General features: G+C 57.0%; 17 protein-coding genes, 1 pseudogene and 1 riboswitch. Of the genes and pseudogenes, 12 read left to right on the top strand and 6 right to left on the bottom strand.

The genetic code is table 11. The features are described 5' to 3' along the window. Positions 1-80 precede the first annotated feature (80 nt). Positions 81-1,190 (top strand): iron-sulfur cluster carrier protein ApbC, encoded by a 1,110-nt coding sequence (apbC, locus tag HII27_RS05475; protein ID WP_185666947.1) that lies wholly within the window; start codon positions 81-83, stop codon positions 1,188-1,190. Between the two features lie 51 nt (positions 1,191-1,241). Here apbC and HII27_RS05480 read toward each other — a convergent pair whose 3' ends face one another. Beyond that, entirely contained in the window at positions 1,242-1,559 is a 318-nt protein-coding gene (locus HII27_RS05480; RefSeq protein WP_185666948.1) for an RcnB family protein, read from the bottom strand. Positions 1,560-1,714: 155 nt separating this feature from the next. On the opposite strand from HII27_RS05480, the gene HII27_RS05485 reads away from it, so the two are divergent. Then, positions 1,715-2,614: a LysR family transcriptional regulator gene (locus HII27_RS05485; RefSeq protein ID WP_185666949.1), complete on the top strand. Its 900-nt coding sequence runs from the start codon at positions 1,715-1,717 to the stop codon at positions 2,612-2,614. A 53-nt stretch (positions 2,615-2,667) separates the two neighbouring features. Here HII27_RS05485 and speG read toward each other — a convergent pair whose 3' ends face one another. The 3 genes and pseudogenes from speG to HII27_RS05500 all read right to left on the bottom strand — a co-directional run. Beyond that, positions 2,668-3,225 carry a spermidine N1-acetyltransferase gene (speG, locus tag HII27_RS05490; protein ID WP_185666950.1) on the bottom strand — a complete coding sequence of 186 codons (558 nt, stop codon included), beginning with the start codon at positions 3,223-3,225 and terminating at the stop codon, positions 2,668-2,670. A gap of 154 nt (positions 3,226-3,379) precedes the next feature. Next, positions 3,380-4,723: an NCS2 family permease gene (locus HII27_RS05495; RefSeq protein ID WP_185666951.1), complete on the bottom strand. Its 1,344-nt coding sequence runs from the start codon at positions 4,721-4,723 to the stop codon at positions 3,380-3,382. Positions 4,724-4,740: 17 nt separating this feature from the next. Beyond that, a pseudogene (locus tag HII27_RS05500) lies at positions 4,741-6,535 on the bottom strand (adenine deaminase); the annotation flags it as partial. A 125-nt stretch (positions 6,536-6,660) separates the two neighbouring features. On the opposite strand from HII27_RS05500, the gene HII27_RS05505 reads away from it, so the two are divergent. Further along, the gene (locus HII27_RS05505; RefSeq protein ID WP_185666953.1) at positions 6,661-7,581 is read left to right on the top strand and encodes a LysR family transcriptional regulator; all 921 of its coding nucleotides are present in this window, start codon (positions 6,661-6,663) and stop codon (positions 7,579-7,581) included. A gap of 74 nt (positions 7,582-7,655) precedes the next feature. Here the strand turns inward: HII27_RS05505 and HII27_RS05510 are convergent, their stop codons facing one another. Both HII27_RS05510 and HII27_RS05515 read right to left on the bottom strand, forming a co-directional pair. After that, positions 7,656-8,147 carry a hypothetical protein gene (locus HII27_RS05510; RefSeq protein WP_370631757.1) on the bottom strand — a complete coding sequence of 164 codons (492 nt, stop codon included), beginning with the start codon at positions 8,145-8,147 and terminating at the stop codon, positions 7,656-7,658. An 803-nt stretch (positions 8,148-8,950) separates the two neighbouring features. Then, complete coding sequence (locus tag HII27_RS05515) at positions 8,951-9,466, bottom strand: hypothetical protein (protein WP_185666954.1); 516 nt, start codon at positions 9,464-9,466, stop codon at positions 8,951-8,953. Between the two features lie 275 nt (positions 9,467-9,741). Then, positions 9,742-9,838, top strand: a riboswitch (TPP riboswitch). Positions 9,839-9,872: 34 nt separating this feature from the next. Here HII27_RS05515 and thiM point away from each other — a divergent pair. The 9 genes from thiM (at position 9,873) to HII27_RS05560 (ending at position 19,325) form a co-directional block, all read left to right on the top strand. Next, a complete protein-coding gene (gene thiM, locus HII27_RS05520) occupies positions 9,873-10,658 on the top strand; it encodes a hydroxyethylthiazole kinase (RefSeq protein ID WP_185666955.1) in 786 nt (261 codons plus the stop codon). Beyond that, positions 10,655-11,455 (top strand): bifunctional hydroxymethylpyrimidine kinase/phosphomethylpyrimidine kinase, encoded by an 801-nt coding sequence (gene thiD / locus HII27_RS05525; protein WP_185666956.1) that lies wholly within the window; start codon positions 10,655-10,657, stop codon positions 11,453-11,455. Before thiM ends, thiD begins: the two co-directional genes overlap by 4 nt. Positions 11,456-11,600: 145 nt before the next feature. After that, positions 11,601-12,653, top strand: coding sequence for a class I fructose-bisphosphate aldolase (gene fbaB / locus HII27_RS05530; protein ID WP_185666957.1), 1,053 nt, complete (start codon positions 11,601-11,603; stop codon positions 12,651-12,653). A 269-nt stretch (positions 12,654-12,922) separates the two neighbouring features. Continuing rightward, positions 12,923-14,077: a mandelate racemase family protein gene (locus tag HII27_RS05535; protein ID WP_035894884.1), complete on the top strand. Its 1,155-nt coding sequence runs from the start codon at positions 12,923-12,925 to the stop codon at positions 14,075-14,077. Between the two features lie 67 nt (positions 14,078-14,144). Next, entirely contained in the window at positions 14,145-15,767 is a 1,623-nt protein-coding gene (locus HII27_RS05540) for an ABC transporter substrate-binding protein (RefSeq protein WP_185666958.1), read from the top strand. After that, positions 15,764-16,801 (top strand): ABC transporter permease, encoded by a 1,038-nt coding sequence (locus HII27_RS05545; RefSeq protein ID WP_062778702.1) that lies wholly within the window; start codon positions 15,764-15,766, stop codon positions 16,799-16,801. The genes HII27_RS05540 and HII27_RS05545 overlap by 4 nt, the downstream gene beginning before the upstream one ends. Then, entirely contained in the window at positions 16,798-17,703 is a 906-nt protein-coding gene (locus tag HII27_RS05550; RefSeq protein WP_185666959.1) for an ABC transporter permease, read from the top strand. Before HII27_RS05545 ends, HII27_RS05550 begins: the two co-directional genes overlap by 4 nt. Beyond that, positions 17,675-18,541, top strand: coding sequence for an ABC transporter ATP-binding protein (locus HII27_RS05555; protein WP_185666960.1), 867 nt, complete (start codon positions 17,675-17,677; stop codon positions 18,539-18,541). The genes HII27_RS05550 and HII27_RS05555 overlap by 29 nt, the downstream gene beginning before the upstream one ends. Before the next feature lie 10 nt (positions 18,542-18,551). Beyond that, positions 18,552-19,325 carry an ABC transporter ATP-binding protein gene (locus tag HII27_RS05560; RefSeq protein ID WP_185666961.1) on the top strand — a complete coding sequence of 258 codons (774 nt, stop codon included), beginning with the start codon at positions 18,552-18,554 and terminating at the stop codon, positions 19,323-19,325. Positions 19,326-19,355: the final 30 nt, after the last annotated feature.

Genomic DNA, 19,355 nt, shown 5'->3' on the forward strand with positions numbered 1-19,355 from the left:
GGTGTGCCATATATGGATGCCGCTTACCTGTGGTAGACTTAGGCGTACTGAAAGCATGTTAAAACAACAAAGGAGTCGGGATGAACTCAGAATCCCAGGCCAAATCACCTGAACGTCTACGTGCGATGGTGGCCGGTACGCTGGCAAACTTCCAGCACCCCACCCTTAAGCACAACTTAACGACGCTGAAAGCGCTGCACCACGTCGCCTGGCTTGACGATACCGTGCACATCGAACTCCAGATGCCGTTTGTCTGGCACAGCGCCTTTGAAGAATTAAAAGATCAAACCAGCGCTGAACTGCTGCGGGTGACCGGGGCGAAAGCCATCGACTGGAAGCTGTCACATAGCATCGCCACGCTGAAGCGCGTGAAAAATCAGCCGGGCGTGAACGGCGTGAAAAACATTATTGCCGTCAGCTCCGGCAAAGGTGGGGTGGGGAAATCGTCCACCGCCGTAAACCTGGCGCTGGCGCTGGCCGCGGAAGGGGCGAAAGTGGGCATCCTCGATGCCGACATCTATGGCCCGTCTATCCCGAACATGCTGGGCGCAGAAAACCAACGCCCAACCTCGCCGGACGGCACCCATATGGCGCCGATTATGGCCCATGGCCTCGCCACCAACTCCATCGGCTATCTGGTGACGGACGACAACGCCATGGTGTGGCGCGGCCCGATGGCCAGCAAGGCGTTGATGCAGATGCTACAAGAGACGTTGTGGCCGGATCTCGACTACCTCGTGCTCGACATGCCGCCGGGTACCGGTGATATCCAGCTGACGCTGGCGCAGAACATTCCGGTGACCGGGGCCGTGGTCGTCACCACGCCGCAGGATATTGCGCTGATCGACGCCAAAAAAGGCATCGTGATGTTCGAGAAGGTGGAAGTGCCGGTGCTGGGTATCGTGGAAAACATGAGCATGCACATCTGCAGCAATTGCGGTCACCATGAGCCTATTTTTGGCACCGGTGGCGCAGAGAAGCTGGCGGAGCAGTATCACACCCAACTGCTGGGGCAGATGCCGCTGCACATCAATCTGCGAGAAGATCTGGATAACGGTACGCCAACGGTTATCGCGCGTCCGGACAGTGAATTCACTGAGATTTATCGCCGACTGGCGGGGCGCGTTGCGGCGCAACTCTACTGGCAGGGCGAAGTGATTCCGGGCGACATCGCGTTCCGCGCGGTGTAACGAGGGAAGAAAGAGGCCGGGCGCATCAGTGATGCGCCCGGCCTTTATTCATTAACGGTGGTAGAAAATCTCGCCGTCGTAGATTTTGCTGATGGTGCCGTCGGTATCGCTAATCTGTACATAGTTACCGCCCATGTACGTCCAGCGGGTGCCTGCATCCGGCGCTGGCAGGTTACGCTGCTGCCACTGCGTGATGTTGTACTCCGGTGTCAGGTACATCGCAGGCGCTTTGTCGCCAATCTTGAACTGCGTGAAGTCGGCAGTGAACTCTTGCAGTTCAAACTGCTTAATTCCCGTTGCCGGTGCAGCCCATGCTGCGCTCGCCGTCGCCAACAGTACGCCCAGAAGCATCATTTTTGTTTTACGCATACTATCCCCACATTATCCTGGATATAAAATTGCAGCTCCGTATGATTCCTGATGCGCGGCCTGAATGGCAAGCGCTGCTTTCTTAAAAAGTGTAAGCAAACCGCGACTATTCGGTTTTGAGGACTATTCTGGCACTCGCGACTAAGGACCCTTTCATGTTCAGGCTGGAAGATTTATCTCTGTTCGTGCGCGCCGCCGCGCTGAACAGCTTTAGCGATGCGGCGCGCGAAGCGGGCATCCCCCCGGCGCAGGTCAGTTCGGCCATCAAACGGCTGGAAACCGCGCTTAACGTTCGCCTGTTTGCTCGCTCAACGCGCAGTCTGCGCCTGACGGCGGAAGGGGAGACCTGGCTGCCGTTTGCCGTACAGATGCTCGATGCACTGCAAAATGGGCTGCAAAAGATACATACCCCGGACGATGAGGTGCGCGGCACGCTGCAAATCGCTGTGCCGTCCGACCTCGGCCGTAACCTGCTGCTGCGGGTGTTCCGCCAGTTCCGCGAGCGTCACCCGGCACTGCGCCTGCGTATTCTGTTTTCCGATCATCGCACCGATGTGTTTAAAGACCCGGTCGACGTGGCGTTTCGCTACGGTGAGAACGACGATGCTTCGTTTGTCTCCCTGCCGGTCGCAGCAGAAAACCGACGCGTGGTGGTGGCCTCGCCCGACTGGATTGCCCGTCACGGCGAACCCCAGACGCTGGCCGACCTCGAAAAATGTAACGCGTTGACCTACGTGCTGCGCGGCAGGCCGTTTGACCGCTGGCCACTCAGTCTTGACGGCGTGGAGCACAGCGTGCAGGTTTCCGGTAGCATCACCAGCGATGATGCGGAAGTGATCCGCCGTCTGGCGGTTGCCGGAGAAGGGATTGCGTTTAAATCAGGGCTCGACGTTAGCGACGACCTGCGGGAAGGGCGACTCAAGGTGCTGCTGCCGCACTATCTCGGCGACCGGGTGCCGCTGAATATGATCTGCCCACACCGCAAGCAGCTCTCTGCGGCGGTGCGGTTATTGTATGAGGCAGTGAAAGCGGAGTGTGCGGCGAAACAGCCTTAACTGCCGTTGCGCTGGACGACCGAGCGGACGATATGTACCGGCTCGGCTCACCGTTATTGCGCCGTCGGTTTCAGTATCCCGCCCGTCGATTTGTTATTTTCTAAATATTGATGTTGGAAAATACACATGCGGATCGTGTTGCGGTATTCACCGTTCACGAAGAACTCATGGATTAATTCTCCCTCCTGGATAAAACCAAGCTTACGGTAAATATGAATCGCTTTGGCGTTCTCTTTATCGACGATGAGATAGAGCTTATAGAGATTCAGTACGGTAAAGCCGTAATCCATTGCCAGCTTAGCAGCACGGGTCGCCAGGCCTTTACCCTGATATTCCGGCGAGATGATAATCTGAAACTCAGCCCGGCGGTGAATATGGTTTATTTCGACAAGCTCCACCAGGCCCGCGTTATTGCCATTAAACGAAATGACAAAACGGCGTTCGCTCTGATCGTGGATGTGTTTATCGTAAAGATCGCTCAGCTCAACAAACGCTTCATAGGGTTCTTCGAACCAATAGCGCATCACGCTCGCGTTATTATCGAGTTGATGGACAAAGCGCAAATCTTCGCGTTCAAGGGGTCTTAGTTTAATGTCTGATGGTTCTGGCATAATATTTTCAGCCTCTTGGTAAACTGGAAATATATTATCTGCTTGCGGTGGGCGTCATCAAGATTTGAAAAAAATTACAATCAATTCAGTGTAGTAAGTCAGCGTATTCTGAGCCTCATCAGGCGACGGTGTTCGCCTGATGAGGGCTGAAAACTTAGTGCTTCACCAGCGTCGCGAAGTAGTACACCAGCGGTACCGCCAGCACCCACAGACCAATGGGGATTTCACGCCATTTTCCAGCGATGGTTTTAATCACGATAAAGAACAGCAGGCCGCCGGCAATTCCGGTACCGAAGCTGTTGGCAATCAGGGTGATCATCACCATCATCAGCACCGGCAGGCCGTCGGTGAAATTACCGAGGTCAACCTTACGCAGGCCACTGAACATATTCAGCCCGATCAGCATCAGCGCAGGGGCGGTCGCTTCTTTCGGGATCATCAGCGCCACCGGCGTGAACAGCAGCATCAGCAGGAACATCACCGCTGCCGCCAGCGCCGTCAGGCCAGTTTTACCACCAGCTTCCGCTGCCGCCGAGGATTCAATCAGCGCGGTGGCCGCCGGAATGCCAAGCCACGGACCGATAGCGGCGGCAATAGAGTCCACCATAAACGGGCGGTTGATGTGCGGCATGTTGCCTTCTTTATCCAGCAGACCCGCTTCGCCGCCTACCGCTAGCGTGGTGCCCATGGTGGAGAAAAACTCGGAGGCGAAAAAGACGAACAGGAACGGCAGGAAGGCGATATTCAACGCGCCCAGCATGTCAACGTGACCGAGCACCGGCGTCAGCGAATGCGGCATATCGATAAAGCTGGTGGGCAGATGCGTGACGCCCGCCGGAATGCCGACCAACGTCGCGAACAGGATTGCCCAGAGAATTGCGCCGGGAATGCGGCGAGCCTGCAATGCAATTGCAAGGAACAGGCCGCATAGCGCAACCAGCGCGCCGGGGGCCATAAAGTCACCCAGCATCAGCGAGTTGGTTTTGGCGTTGGCCAGCACCAGACCGGCATTACGAAAACCTAACACGGCGACAAACAGGCCGATTGAGGCGGTGAGGCCGAGCTTAATCGACTGCGGAACCGAACGGGTCACTACTTCCCGTAGGCCTAATTTGGTCAGCAGGAAGAAGAGGATACCCGACCAGCAGGCGATGCCGAGGCCAATCTGCCAGCCAATGCCTTCGCTGCCCGCCAGCGTCACACCGACCAGCACCGAACCGCCAATACCCGGGCCGACGATAAACGGCAGGTTGGCGTAGAACGCCATCAGCAGCGTACCGCCAACGAACACTAAAATGGTGCCGGTGGTGGCCGCACCTTTATCCATTCCCCCTACGGCCAGCAGGCCTGGGATCACCACCAGAAGATAGGCGGCGGCGAGAAACCCGGTGACGCCTGCCAGGCACTCGGTACGCAGCGAACTGCCGCGGGAAGACAATGCAAAACGTCGCTCAAGCCAACTCCCAGCGGTTGGCGTTTGAAGGGTGTTATCGGCCATGGTGTGGCGCTCCCGTGATTATTGTTGTGATGTGTGTTCCGGCGTTTCCCGGCAATCCAGTACGGGGTCGACTATCTGGCGCGTCGTGCCGTCGGTCAGCCCTAAATCGGTTAAATGCGGCCCGGCGTTGCAGGCAAGACAGGTGCCCTCAATCGCCTTAAAGACGCGGTACGGCGGCTCCCAGTCGGCTATCTCGGCGCTCAGGTCGCGCAGCTGGCGGAACTCGGCGGCCAGCGTATGCGCCGGTTTGTCGGAGAGCATGCCGGCAATCGGCATCGCCACGTGGGCCAGAATGCCTCCGTTTTGCGCCAGCGCCATGCCGCCGCCGGAGGCGATCAGCTGATTGGCCGCCAGCGCCATATCTTCGGCGTTACGCCCCAGTACCACCAGGTTGTGGGAGTCGTGCGAGTAGCTGGTGGCAATTGCGCCGCGCAGCTCACCCCAGCCTTCCAGCAGGGCAATCTGCGGTTTGGCTTCATGGCGGCCGTGACGGTGCTTCACCCAGATCAGGCTGAAGCCCGCCGGGATCTCGACCTCGCCGTTGCGGATCTGTACGTCGATTTCGCCCCATTGGGTAAAGCGCGCGCCGCGGATGTGGCGCAGACGGGCGGTGCCGTGCTGGATATTGCCCACGCGCAGCGCGAAATCATCAGCCTCAAGCGGGGAGAGGCGCAGGGTATTACGCGGCGGCGTGACCCCAACGGCTGCGGTCAAGGTGCTTAGCAGCTTGCCGTCGCGGGCAATCTGCTTCCCGGCGACGTACACCGCACGGGCGTTGAGTTTTTCCAGCGAATCGAACACCACCAGGTCGGCGCGGCGTCCGGCGGCAATCAGCCCAAGGTCATAGCGCTGCAGGCGAATGGCGGCGTTCAGCGTGGCGAAGCGCAGGGCATCGGTCGCTGACAGACCATGTTCAATCAGCAGGTTCAGCAGGGCGATAATGCCGCCTTTTTCCAGCAGCATGTCCGGCGGCACATCGTCGGTGCAGACGGTAATTTGTGAAGAGAGATGCGGCAGCGATTTCAGCGCCTTGACGATATCCGGCAGCAGGTAAGGGTGCGAGCCGCGAATCTCAAGGGTCAGACCGGCGCGCAGCTTCTCAAGCGCGTCGTCGGCGGAGGTCAGTTCGTGATCGGAGGTGACGCCTGCGGCAAGGTAGGCTTGCAGGTCGGCACCGCTCAGGCCGCGGGCGTGGCCTTCAATCAGCTTGCCGCTGTTGAGCCCCGCCTCCACGATCTCCTGCATCCGGCAGCTGCCGTGCAGCACGCCGTGCATATCCATCACTTCCGCTACGCCGCGCACTTCCGGCCAGCCCAGCATGGTTTCCATTTCGGCACCGGCAAAATCGGCCCCGGACATCTCCAGCCCAGGCGTAGACGGCACGCTGGACGGTGCGGCGACCATCACCTGCAGAGGCAGATGACGACTGGCTTCTACGGCATAGCGAACGCCCGCCACGCCCAGCACGTTTGCCAGCTCATGCGGATCCCAGAATACGGCGGTGGTGCCCTGTGCCAGTACGATCTCCGCGTAGCGCTCCGGCGGCAGATGTGAACTTTCGAGGTGAACGTGGGTGTCCATCAGGCCTGGAGAGAGGTAAACGCCGGGCAGGGAGTGATGTTCCAGCGTGTCGCTGCGGCTGCCGCGCGGGTGGACGCTGGCAATCATATCGCCAACGATACCGACATCGGCTTCGCGAATTTCACCGGTCGCCATATCGACAACGTTGGCATCGGTGATTAAAAGATCAAACGGGGACTCGCTGCGTGCGGCCTGAACGGCGCGGCGGCGGTTTTCAGCATTGCTGGACATAACAACTCCGGCACAGGGATAATGCGTGCTACTTTAGGGGCAGAGCAAACGGTTGCCCAGATGATTAAATTTATCACCCGATAACTTCAGCTTATTGTGCGTGATAGCCACGAGTGAAGCACACCATGACCGACCCCTGGCAGCGATTGCCTGCGCTCTCGCTTAAACAGTTGCAGTATTTTGTCACGCTGGCGCAACTGCGTCACTTTACCGATACCGCCAACCGGCTGGCGATTAGCCAACCGGCGCTGAGCAGCGCTCTGCGTCAGATTGAAACGGTGCTGGGCGGTAAGCTGGTCAACCGTACCGCCTCGGCGGTGACGCTGACCGAGCTGGGCGCGGCCATTTTGCCGCATGCCCAGCGGGTGCTGAGCGTGGCGCAGCTGGCGTTTCACGATATGCAGCAGATTGTGGAAGCGGGCGGTGATGGTACGGTGCGCATTGGGCTGGTGCCGTCGGTCAGTTCGCTGCTGTTTCCGCTGTTACCCGAGGCGCTAGCGCAGGCATTTCCGCGCCTGCGCGTGGAGTTTCTCGATCGCACCAACGATGCCCTGGCGCGCGATCTGCAAAGCGGGCACATTGATTTTGGCGTGGGGGCTATCGACAGTTCTCTGCCCGCAGAATTGCAGGTTTTTCCGCTGCGTGAAGACCCGCTGGTGGCGATACTCCACGTGGACGACCCGCTGGCCGGGCAGCCGCATTTGCCGTGGAAACAGCTGGCAGGGCGCGATATTGCCGTGTTCTCAAAAGGAAACATTCAGCGTCTGGTTGGCGCGCTGGTGGAGAGCCAGCGATTGACGCTCAATACCCGTTATCAGGTTGATTATATTGAAACGCTGTACGGGTTGGTGCGTTCACGCTTAGCGGTGGGGATCCTCCCACAGCTGTACACTACCCATCTGCAGGATACGGCGCTGCGAGTCGCGCAGCTTCAGCAGCCGGAGTTAACGCGTACCGTCGCGTTAATGCGTGGCCCGCAGACGCTGCCGCCGCTTATCGAAGCCTGCTTCACATTGCTGTTAAAAGCGCTTCGCGATACCCCGTAGCCCGGCCGAGCAAAGCGACGCCGGGAAGACGCCGACCAATAAAGAAAGAAGGAGGCCGAAGCCTCCTTAGCGAATTACTTCTGGGTAACGGTCAGCATCCCGTTATCGCGGCCATGGGTTTTATTCCATGACGCGCTTTCAATACCGTCGGCATTCATGCTGACGGAAATAACATATCCTGCACCATGAATTTCATAGAAATTAGCGTTAACACGCTTAACCACCGCTTTCTTACCGTTGATGGTCGCGGAGAAGAAGCCGTTTGACAGGGTTGCTTTCAGGACGTTGGAAGAGAGAGTGGCTTCGCGCATTGGATCCGCGACGTGCGCGGCCTGAGCGTGCTGCTCGACGTCTTTGCTGCGGGTAGCGTTTGCCGCGTTAGCGTACGCCGCCGTCATTGCCGCATTGTTAATGCTCTGCTGGCGGTTCTGCTCGGATAAATAGCAGGTGTCTTTAGAGACGCCCTGTGCTTCGCAGGATGCCATGCGCTGTGCCGGGGAGCTGCAACCTGCCAGCGCTGCGGAACCGACCAGAACGGCTAACACCATCATTTTTGCTTTCATCATTAACCTTTTTTCTTATTAACCAATACACAATATTTAACCGGAATGATTATTTAATCACTTCCGTTATTACCAACAAACGTTAAAAGTATAAGTGCAGTCTGAATTATTCGTGGTTACAGTCAATGCTTACCGTTGATAGGGTATCGTTAAATACCGTACCAAGAAGCACGCCTGTTGCCACCAGTGCCATAGAGGCAATGGCGTAAGCAAGAATGAGTTTTATCATCGGTCTTTATTTTTATAGAACGGCTATCGTCATTATTGTTTACGTTGTACCAAAAAAGAAAACCGGCAGCAGTGCCACGGACACTCGATTCTCTTCTTTCGTAACGCAAAGCAACTATCAACTAAGATGGCTAAGTGAATATTGATTTAGATCATGCATAGAATCGGAAGGGAAGAGGGTACGTCTCAGCAATGAAAGTTATTGTTATTAGGTATAATAAACAATCAGTTACGGTCTTTTCTTATCTTTGTTGTGAATGGTAATTATTGCTAAGTAGCAAAGATTTTTTTTGCTGACTCTACTGGAATTTAATGATTTCATTCATTTTTATCCCCATTGACTGTTATTTCGCCATTGTTTTTCTAATAAACATTACTTTCATATGAAAAGACTTTTTTGATTTACAGATTATTCTTAAAATCCTATTGTTAATTAATGTTTAAAAATTAGTATTGCCAATGTTTTTTATAAATTGTTGCATAGCGTTTACATTAGCCAAGAAGATACCTAATGGTCATCGGGAAACGCCCCTATATTTATGCCTTTGTGTTATCTTAAAGATATTCATTGAAGGTACTTACCGGCGTTTGCTTGTCTTTTTTATTTCAAAAGAGTCAAACGGAATGATGTCTTCTACACTATAAAATATGCCATGATTGCTTTGGTTGAAATGTTCTACCTGATCTGCCATTTTTAATCTCTTATCTATTTTAAATACTCTGCCTCTGATTGTTATAGATATTTCATGTAACGCTTTTACCATGTTGTAAATTTCAATTTCCTTGGGGTTTTTATGATATATAAGCAGTTTTGCACAATTAACTGTTACCATTAATCGCGCTAATTCGTCCAAAGTCAAATACCCTTTATTAAAGATTAAGGATATTAGTTTTGCGCGCAGACTTCTATTTAATGGTGGGTGAGCAAGAGCTCTCATATCTATTAGTGGTGTGATGGTTTGCAGCATCTTGCGTGATGCCATGTACCTGCTTAAAAATTCCCAGTCGGCAGATGCATGTTCAATAGACAGTGCTAGTTGTCTTACAAAGGCATATGTGCCTATAAGAAAATTATCGTCATAATGATATTTCATAAAACATCCACTAAATCCGTCCGTTGATTGGTGGTACTTCATTCTAGGATATCGTCATTTTTTCGATCAGATAAGTCAACAGGTTTCCATAACTATTCACCTAATCATTCAGATACTCGCCTACGGCCTTCACTATATATTCACATAATCACGGGAAATAGAGTGTGTCTGTGAGACTGTCATTATTAGCGTTTTCATCCTGCTTCTGGATGGATAACGCTGGCTTGCGTAGTTCTTTGACTTCCCGTAACCTGCCTGCTGAGAACGTTTTATCACTCAATGACTCGGGGTGCCCTTCTTTACGAAGGCTGAGAAAGACCCGTACCACCTGATCTGGATAATGCCAGCGTAGGGAAGTCAGAGACCATATGGTCATTGCTTCTTCGCGTTTTGGCAGGAGCAAACCATGCAAGCCGACCTGCTAAGTCCCGCGCAATTCGCGCATACCGCACACCTTCTGCAGCAACATTCTCCCCTTGTTCACTGTATGACTAACGATGTCGTGCAGACCTTTACCGCCAATGTGCTGCTTGCGCTCGGCGCATCGCCAGCAATGGTCATTGATGCCGGAGAAGCCGGGCAGTTCTCGGCTATCGCCAGTGCATTATTGATTAACGTCGGCACCTTAACTCAGCCGCGCGCGCAGGCGATGCGGGCGGCGGTTGAAAGCGCGAACCGGGCGGGAACGCCGTGGGCGCTCGATCCGGTGGCGGTGGGCGCGTTGACGCTGCGCAGTGACTTCTGCCGCGAACTGGTGCAGATGGCCCCGGCGGCGATTCGTGGCAATGCCTCAGAAATAATGGCGCTGGCGGGTGAGAGCCAGGGCGGGCGCGGCGTGGATACCACCGATACCGCTGCGGCGGCGCTGCCGGCGGCGCAGAAACTGGCGCGCGCAAGCGGGGCGATTGTTGCAGTGACCGGCGAAGTTGATTACATCACCGACGGTGAACGAACGCTGGCGGTGAACGGCGGCTCTCCATTGATGACCCGCGTGGTTGGCACCGGCTGCGCGCTCTCGGCCGTCGTGGCGGCGAGCTGTGCTTTGCCGGGCGACCGGTTGCTGAACGTCGCGGGAGCCTGCGCGGTGATGAAGCGGGCGGGGCAGATTGCTGCGCAGGGGCGAGGGCCGGGCAGCTTTGTTCCTGCGTTTCTCGATGCCTTGTACGTGATGCACGGGGAGGTAGCGGCATGAAGCGTATCAATGCACTGACCATTGCCGGTACCGATCCTAGCGGCGGTGCGGGCATTCAGGCCGACCTGAAAACCTTCTCGGCGCTTGGTGCTTACGGCTGTTCTGTTATCACCGCGCTGGTGGCGCAGAACACCCGTGGAGTGCAGTCGGTCTACCGGATTGAACCCGACTTTGTTGCTGCGCAGTTAGATTCCGTGTTCAGCGACGTGCGCATCGATACCACCAAAATCGGCATGCTGGCGGAGACGGATATCGTCGAGGCGGTGGCCGAGCGACTGCAACGCTATCATATTCAAAACGTGGTGCTGGATACGGTGATGTTGGCCAAAAGCGGTGACCCGCTGCTTTCCCCATCTGCCGTTGAAACGCTGCGCCAGCGCCTGCTGCCGCAGGTGTCGCTGATCACGCCAAATCTGCCGGAGGCCGCGGCGCTGCTCGATACGCCGCATGCTCGTAACGAGCATGAGATGCTGGAACAAGGCAGGGCGCTGCGGGCGCTCGGCTGCGAAGCGGTGCTGATGAAGGGCGGCCATCTTGATGATGCGGAAAGCCCCGACTGGCTGTTTACCGCCGAAGGCGAAATGCGCTTCACCGCGCCGCGCGTGATGACCAAAAACACGCACGGCACCGGCTGTACGCTGTCGGCCGCGCTGGCGGCATTGCGACCGCGCCATGCCAGCTGGCAGGAGACGGTGCCGGTCGCCAAAGCCTGGCTGTCGCAGGCGCTGGCGCAGGCCGACACCTTACAGGTAGGCGAAGGTATTGGGCCGGTGCACCATTTCCACGAGTGGTGGTAGCTGTCCGGCTGACGTGCCAGTTGGTTGTGCTTAAAATCTGCCAAAAGTTGGACATTCCACGCTCCCGGTACCAGGCTTATCCTGCTCAAAAGTGTTGAGCAGGATATCCAGCCGACATGATGTCGGCGCTTACGGGAGCATAGCTATGACTGATATTGCGCAGTTGCTTGGCAAAGACGCCGACAGCCTTTTACAGCATCGTTGTATGACCATTCCAGCCGACCAACTCTATCTGCCCGGCCACGACTACGTTGACCGGGTGATGGTGGATAACAACCGTCCGCCTGCCGTACTGCGAAATATGCAGACCCTCTACAATACCGGGCGTCTGGCGGGTACGGGCTATCTGTCGATTCTGCCGGTAGACCAGGGCGTTGAGCACTCGGCCGGGGCCTCGTTTGCCGCCAACCCGCTCTATTTTGACCCGAAAAACATTGTTGAACTGGCGATTGAAGCGGGCTGTAACTGCGTGGCTTCCACCTACGGCGTGCTGGCCTCGGTCTCTCGCCGCTACGCGCACCGCATTCCGTTCCTCGTCAAACTAAACCACAACGAAACCCTGAGCTACCCGAACACCTTCGACCAGACGCTGTACGCCAGCGTCGAACAGGCGTTCAATATGGGCGCGGTAGCGGTGGGGGCAACCATCTATTTTGGTTCGGAAGAGTCTCGCCGCCAGATTGAGGAGATCTCTGCTGCTTTTGAGCGTGCGCATGAGTTGGGGCTGGTCACCGTGCTGTGGGCCTATCTGCGCAACCCGGCGTTTAAAAAAGATGGCGTGGATTATCATGTATCTGCCGACCTTACCGGGCAGGCCAACCATCTGGCCGCCACCATCGGCGCCGATATCGTGAAGCAGAAAATGGCTGAGAATAACGGCGGCTATAAAGCGGTGAACTTCGGCTATACCGACGAACGCGTCTACAGCAAACTGACCAGCGAGAATCCTATCGACCTGGTGCGCTACCAGTTGGCGAACTGCTATATGGGCCGTGCCGGGCTGATTAACTCCGGCGGCGCAGCGGGGGGTGAAACCGACCTTGCGGACGCGGTCCGTACGGCGGTCATCAACAAACGTGCGGGCGGTATGGGGCTGATTCTTGGCCGTAAAGCCTTCAAAAAATCGATGGCCGATGGCGTGCAGCTTATCAACGCCGTTCAGGACGTCTACCTCGACGGTAAAATCACCTTCGCCTGATTTTTGCCCATCCTCTCCCGCCTGGGAGAGGATAATGATCGTTCTCACACTTCCCCATCCTTTTGTGAAAAACATCACGCACCCTCGTGCGCATGCCCAAAAAACAGCCCGGCGTTAGCGGAATTTGTCCGTGGAAGTGGTGCTATTTTGTGCTTAGATTAGTGATGAAACGCCTTTTCAATTCCACAAAACCGTTTTACCGGAACCGTGTTTTACACAGACCCGTGGTGAATTAATCGCCATGTAGCATGTTGTATAAAGGACACTTAATGAAAATTGAATCTGTAAATGTCACCGTTTTCCAGCACCCTACGCGCCGCGTTTCCGACAGCGCCGGACACTCACATCCGGGCCCAGAAAGCATGGCCAAAATGGCGATGCTGACCATCACTGCCGACGACGGCAGCAAGGGCTACTCCTTTGCGCCGCCAGAAATCGTGCGTCCGTTCGTGGTTAACACCTTCTTCCGCAAGGTGCTGGTAGGGCAGGACCCGTTCGACCGTGAACGTATCTGGCAGGATCTGGTGCATTGGCAGCGTGGCAGCGCGCATCAACTGACCGAACGTGCGCTCTCCTTCGTTGAGCAGGCGTTATGGGACCTGATTGGGCGTAAGCTCAATATGCCGGTTTACAAGCTGCTGGGCGGCTATCGCGACAAAGTACCGGCCTACGGTAGCACCATGTGTGGCGATGACCTTGAAGGCGGCCTGTCCACGCCGGAAGAGTACGCGGCTTTTGCCGAAACGCTGGTCGCGCGCGGCTACAAAGCCATCAAGCTGCATACCTGGATGCCGCCGGTCTCGTTTGCACCGAACCCAAAAATGGATATCAAAGCCTGCGCTGCGGTACGTGAAGCGGTAGGCCCGGATATCGACCTGATGATCGACGGTTACCACTGGTACAGCCGCACCGAAGCGCTGTGGATTGGTAAAGAGCTGGAAAAACTCAACTTTGCCTGGTTCGAAGAGCCGATGGAAGAAGACAGCATGTCCTCCTACGCGTGGCTGGCTGAAAACCTCTCTATTCCGATTATCGGGCCGGAAAGCTTTGGCGGTAAGCACCACAGCCGAGCCGACTGGGTGAAAGCCGGGGCCTGCGACATTCTGCGCGCAGGGGCCAACGGCGTGGGCGGCATTACGCCAACCATGAAGGTGGCAGCGCTGGCAGAGTCGTTTGGTATGGACTGCGAAGTACACGGTAACGGCGCGGCGAGCCTGGCGGTGATTGGCGCCATTCGCAACTGTCGCTGGTATGAGCGTGGTCTGTTGCATCCGTTCCTCGACTACGACCAGCCAGCGGCCTACCTGAACAGCATCGTCGACCCAATGGACGCCGATGGCTATGTTCACCTGTCTCAACGCCCTGGACTGGGCGAAGACATCAATTTTGCCTTTATCGAAGCCAATACCGTCAGCCACGACTGACACATAACAAAGACAAGACAGGCACGGACGGATTCGTCGCCTGTCGTACCCTACAGGCGATAGATAGATGAAAAAATCCTCCTTGCTGGGAGCGTGTTTGCTCGCGCTTACCATGACGATGGGGAGCGGGGCGGCGTTGGCAAAAACGCCGCCGGATCAGCTCATTATCGGCATGAACATGAATAACCTCCTCACTCTCGACCCGGCGGCAATGACCGGTAACGAAGTGGTGGGGATTGTGGTGAATCTCTATGACTCGCTGGTCGAGCTTGACCCTGAACAGCTCACCAACGTTAAACCGGCGCTCGCCAAATCCTGGGATATCAGCCCGGACGGCAAAACGCTGACCTTCCATCTGCACAACAACGTCAAGTTTCACTCCGGCAACCCGCTGACCGCCGCCGACGTGGTGTGGTCGATGCGCCGCATTCTGCACCTTAACCTGGCGCAGGCATCGGTATGGAAATCCTACGGTTTTAGTAAGAAGAACGTCGACAAGCATGTCACGGCGCTGGACGACTATACGGTGCAAATTGTCCTGCCTAAGGATAACGACCCGCAGCTGGTCATTTACTCGCTGGGGGCGCTCGGCAACCTTGGCGTGCTCGACAGTAAAACCGTGCAAAGCCATGAACAGAATAACGACTGGGGCAATAAGTGGCTGACGACTCACGAAGCCGGTTCCGGGCCGTTTACGCTGGAAACCTGGCAGGCAAAAGACGTGCTGCGCATGAAGCGCAACCCAGACTACTGGCGCGGTGAAGCGAAGATGAACCGCGTGGTGCTGCGTCACTTCCAGGAGTCGCAGACCCTGCGTCTGATGATTGAAAAAGGCGACCTCGATATTGCGAACAACATGGCGGTGTCGGATATCAACGCCCTGCGTAAAGACCCGCAGCTCACCGTTGACGCGGTGCAGCGCGGCACCATGTACTACGTGTCGATGAGCATGAAAGAGCCGCACTTCGCCAACCCGAAAGTACGCGAAGCGGTGCGTTACCTGATTGATTATCAGGGCATTAATAAAGCCCTGATGCCGGGCTATGGCGTGCTGCACCAGCGTCCGATCAAAGCCGGAATGCCGTCGACGCTGCCGGACCCTGGCTACACCTTTGATCTCGCACGGGCGAAAAAGCTGCTGGCGGAGGCCGGATATCCTGACGGCTTTGACACCACGCTGCGCGTACTCGCCGACCAGCCGTTCCTCAATATCGCCATTGCCGTGCAGTCCACGCTGATGCAGGCGGGCATTAACGCCAAAATTATCACCGGCACCGGCAACCAGATTTACGGCGCGATGCGCGAACGTAAGTTCGACATGCTGGTAGGACGCGGCGGCAGCGGTATGGAACCACATCCGCACTCCAGCCTGCGTGCGCTGGTCTATAACCCGGACAACAGCGATGAAGCGCGCCTGACCAACTTCCAGGGCTGGCGCACCGGGTTCTATGACAAACAGCTTAACGAGATGATCGACGGCGCGCTGCTTGAGCGTAACCCGCAAAAACAGATTGCCGATTATCAGGCCATTCAGACCCGCTTCGACGCGCTGATCCCGGCGATGATCCCGGTGTCGCAGATGGTCGACTCGGTGGTGGTGCGTAACGAGGTGAAGGAGTACAAGCCGCATCCGTCGGCCACCACGTTCCTGCGTGAAGTCTACAAAGTCAGCGAAGGAGATAAAGGATGAGTACGGCAATTCTTGCGCCCGGCTCCCGGACCCGGCGCTTCTCAAAACGGTTGATGCAGGTGGCGATTACGCTGTTCGGCCTGCTGCTGTTGACCTTCTTTATTGGCCGCGTGATGCCTATCGACCCGGTGCTGGCGATTGTCGGCCCGGATGCCGACCAGAGCACCTATCAGCAGGTCTATCATCAACTGGGCTTTGACCAGTCGCTGATGACCCAGTTTGGCATCTACTTTGTCAATCTGCTGCACGGCGATCTCGGCAATGCGCTGCTGACCGGCAAACCGGTGACCGATGACATTATCCGCGTCTTCCCGGCCACCATGGAGCTGGCGACGATGGCGATTATCGTTGGCGCGGGCCTTGGTATTCCGCTAGGCGTACTGGCGGCGGCGCGCCGCAACAGTATTTCCGACTATGTAGTGCGCATTATCAGCCTCGCCGGTTACTCCACGCCGATTTTCTGGGTGGGGATGATGGGGCTGCTGGTGTTTTACGCCTGGCTCGGCTGGGTGGGCGGCGCGGGGCGCGTTGACCTGGGGCTGGACGGCATCGTGCCGCGTCGCACCGGGCTGATGACCGTCGATGCGCTGCTGGCCGGGAACAGTGAAGTGTTCTGGAACGCCATTAACCACCTGATCCTGCCGGCGGCGCTGTTGGGCTTCCACTCGCTCGCCTACATCAGCCGTATGACCCGCAGCTTTATGCTGGCGCAGCTGTCGCAGGAGTTCATCATCACCGCGCGCGTCAAAGGGCTGACCGAGCGTCAGGTTATCTGGAACCACGCGTTCCGCAACATCCTCGTCCAGCTGCTGACGGTGGTGGCGCTGGCCTACGGTTCACTGCTGGAAGGGGCGGTGTTAATTGAAACCGTCTTCTCCTGGCCGGGCTTTGGCTCCTATCTCACCGGCAGCCTGCTGCTGGGCGACATGAACGCGGTGATGGGCTGCGTGCTGCTGGTTGGGGTGATCTTCGTGATGCTCAACCTGCTCTCCGACATGCTGTATCAATTCTTCGACCCGAGGACAAAATCATGACGGTTTCTCTCGATAGTCGACTCTCCAGCGCCTCCGGCGAAGGCCGCCAGCGTTTGCTGCGCGGGCTGGCAAGGGTGGGGGGATTTATCGGCAAGATGGCGCGTAATCCGCTGACCGCTATCGGCGGCGGGATTATCTTCCTGCTGCTGGTGGTGGCGATATTCGCCCCGCTGATTGCCCCCTATAACCCGCTGGTGCAGGACTTAAACAACGCGTTGATGGCACCGAATGCCCAGCACTGGTTCGGTACCGATGAATTTGGCCGCGATATCTTTAGCCGCCTGGTGTACGGCGCGCGGATTACGCTCTACATCGTGCTGCTGGTGTCGGTCACCGTGGGCCCGCTGGGGCTGCTGCTCGGCGTTTGCGCGGGCTACTTCGGTGGCAAGGTCGATATGGTGCTGATGCGGGTGACCGATATCTTCATCTCCTTCCCAAGCCTGGTGCTGGCGCTGGCGTTCGTTGCTGCCTTAGGCCCTGGGCTTGAGCACGTGGTGATTGCGATTACCTTGACCGCCTGGCCGCCAATTGCGCGTCTGGCGCGTGCGGAAACCCTGTCGCTGCGTCAGGCCGACTTTATCTCTGCCGTCCGTTTGCAGGGGGCCTCTCCGGCCCGCGTGCTGTGGCGTCACATTGTGCCGCTGTGCCTGCCGTCGGTGATCATCCGTATCACCATGAACATGGCGGGGATCATCCTGACCGCCGCCGGTCTGGGCTTCCTTGGCCTCGGTGCGCAGCCGCCCGATCCTGAGTGGGGGGCGATGATCTCCAGCGGCCGTACCTACATGATGGAGTGCTGGTGGGTAGTAACGATCCCGGGGCTGGCGATTCTTATTAACAGCTTAGCGTTCAACTTCTTAGGAGATGGCCTACGTGACATCCTCGATCCTCGCAGCGAATAGCGCTGCACCGCTGCTCGACGTAAGCGATTTAAGCGTGGATTTCGTCAACGGCAGCGCGGTAACCCACGCGGTGCGCGGCGTCTCCTTCCAGCTTGGGCAGGAGAAGCTGGCGATAGTCGGTGAATCCGGTTCCGGGAAATCCACCGTGGGCCGCGCGCTGCTGCACCTGCACCCGAAAAAAGCGCGCATTGACGCCAGCCGGATGCAGTTTGGCGATATCGACCTGCTGAACGCCAGCGAGGCGCAGATGCGCGCCATTCGCGGCAAACGTATTTCGATGATTATGCAGGACCCGAAATATTCGCTGAACCCGGTGGTGCGCGTCGGCGACCAGATTGCCGAAGCCTGGCTGACTCACCATCCGGGCTACAAAGCCGAGGCGAAAGCCAAGGCGATGGAGATGCTCGACGTGGTGCGCATTCGCCAGCCGGAGCGCGTCTACAACCTCTATCCGCACGAGATTTCCGGCGGACAGGGGCAGCGCATCATGATTGCGATGATGCTGATAACTGACCCGGAACTGGTGATTGCCGATGAACCGACCTCGGCGCTCGACGTGTCGGTACGTCTGCAGGTGCTGGGGCTGCTGGATGATCTGGTGAAGTCGCGCGGGCTGGGGCTGATATTTATCAGCCACGACATTAACCTGGTGCGCAGCTTCTGCGACCGCGTGCTGGTGATGTACGCCGGGCGAGTGGTGGAGTCGATTGCCGCCTGCGACCTCGATAATGCCACCCATCCCTATACGCAGGGGCTGATTAGCGCCCTGCCGGATATGCACCATCGCCGACCGGTTCTCCCGGTGCTACAGCGTCAGACCAGCTGGCTGACCGATTAAGGAGCGCACGATGATTGAAGTGAAAAACTTAAGCCTGGTGTTTGGCGAGGGCGAAAAGCGCAACCAGGTGCTGTTTGACGTCAATTTCCACGTTAAGCCGGGTGATATTTATGGCCTGGTGGGGGAGTCAGGCTCCGGGAAAACCACGGTGCTGAAGTGTCTTGCCGGGCTGTTTAACCACTGGCAGGGCGAGCTGGCGATTAGCGGCCAGGGGCTCTCGCATAAGATCAGCCGCGAGCGCTGTCGTCAGGTGCAGATGGTGTTTCAGGACCCGTACGGGTCCTTGCATCCGCGCCATACCATTGGCGACATTCTGGAAGAGCCGCTGCAAATTAACGGCATCGGCGAGCGGGACCGACGCATCAACACGCTGCTCGACCGCGTGGGGCTGAACCGCGCCTTCCGCGACCGCTATCCGCACCAGCTTTCCGGCGGCCAGCGCCAGCGCGTGGCGATTGCTCGCGCGCTGATTCTCGAACCGCAGGTACTGTTGCTCGATGAACCGACCTCGGCGCTGGACGTGTCGGTGCAGGCGGAAATCCTCAATCTGCTGGCGGAGCTGCAAAAAGAGTCGAACCTGACCTACCTGATGGTGACGCACGATCTGGGCGTGATTGCCCACCTCTGCCAGAAGGTGGCGGTGATGCAGTACGGCAAGATCCTCGAAACGCTGACGGTTGATGCACTGGTTAACGGTGAAGCGCAAACGCCGTATACGCAGATGCTGGTTAACGCCAGCCGTCAATATACGCGAGAAATGGCGCGCGAGGTGGCGGCGTATTAAAACCCGTAGCCCGGCCGAGCAAAGCGACGC

Origin of the sequence: Kluyvera sichuanensis (assembly GCF_014218705.1) — a bacterium.
In the GTDB taxonomy this organism is placed as follows: domain Bacteria; phylum Pseudomonadota; class Gammaproteobacteria; order Enterobacterales; family Enterobacteriaceae; genus Kluyvera; species Kluyvera sichuanensis.